This window comes from Caulobacter sp. 17J65-9 (genome assembly GCF_010975005.1).
Taxonomy (GTDB): Bacteria; Pseudomonadota; Alphaproteobacteria; order Caulobacterales; family Caulobacteraceae; genus 17J80-11.
On record NZ_JAAIVC010000348.1, the window covers coordinates 1 to 609 of the forward strand.

Annotated in this window: 1 protein-coding gene; it reads right to left on the reverse strand. The window is 75.0% G+C overall.

Annotation, left to right across the window (positions count from 1 at the left end; genetic code table 11):
- Window positions 1-244 precede the first annotated feature (244 nt).
- On the reverse strand, window positions 245-609 hold a 365-nt coding region (locus G3573_RS21885), incomplete at its 5' end, for a hypothetical protein (RefSeq protein WP_163263708.1).

Consider the following 609-nt stretch of genomic DNA (forward strand, 5'->3'; position numbering starts at 1 on the left):
GCCCGGAACCGCCATGCCGGCGACCCCGCCGACCGAAACCCCGCCCGCCGGCGCCCCGGCCGGCACGGGCACGCCCCCGCCGGCGGGATCGACCTCGCCGCAGTGAGGGAGCGCGGGCTTTCGCCGGAGAGGCGGAGCCCGCCCTGTTCCGTGCGCCCCGGCGAAAGCCGGGGGCCAGGTGAAGCCCACCGGCCGTCGTGGATGAATCTGGGTCCCGGCTTTCGTCGGGACATACGGTTGAGAGCTAATCGCCAGGCTCGCGCAGAAGCGTCACCACGCAGCGCTCGACCTTGATCACCCCGCGGCGTTCAAGCTCGGCGAGGGCGATCTCGATCTGGCGAGGGTCTGCCTTTCCGCCGTCGGCCAGGGTCTGGTAGCTGAACTCCCAGGTCCCGTCGGGGCCGGCGTGGGCGGCGATGATCTCGAGCAGCCGCTCGAGGGGCAGGTCAAAAGCCCCGCCCGTGCTCGTGGATGTGGCCGGGTTCGGGGGCCGGATGGCGCGGGTCGCCCCGGCGGGCGGGCCGCAGCAGTTTTCGCAGGCGCTTGCCGCCGGGCATGACCGCCAGGGCCAGGTCGGCGGCGGCGCCGGCCGCGCGCAGGGGCGCGGGC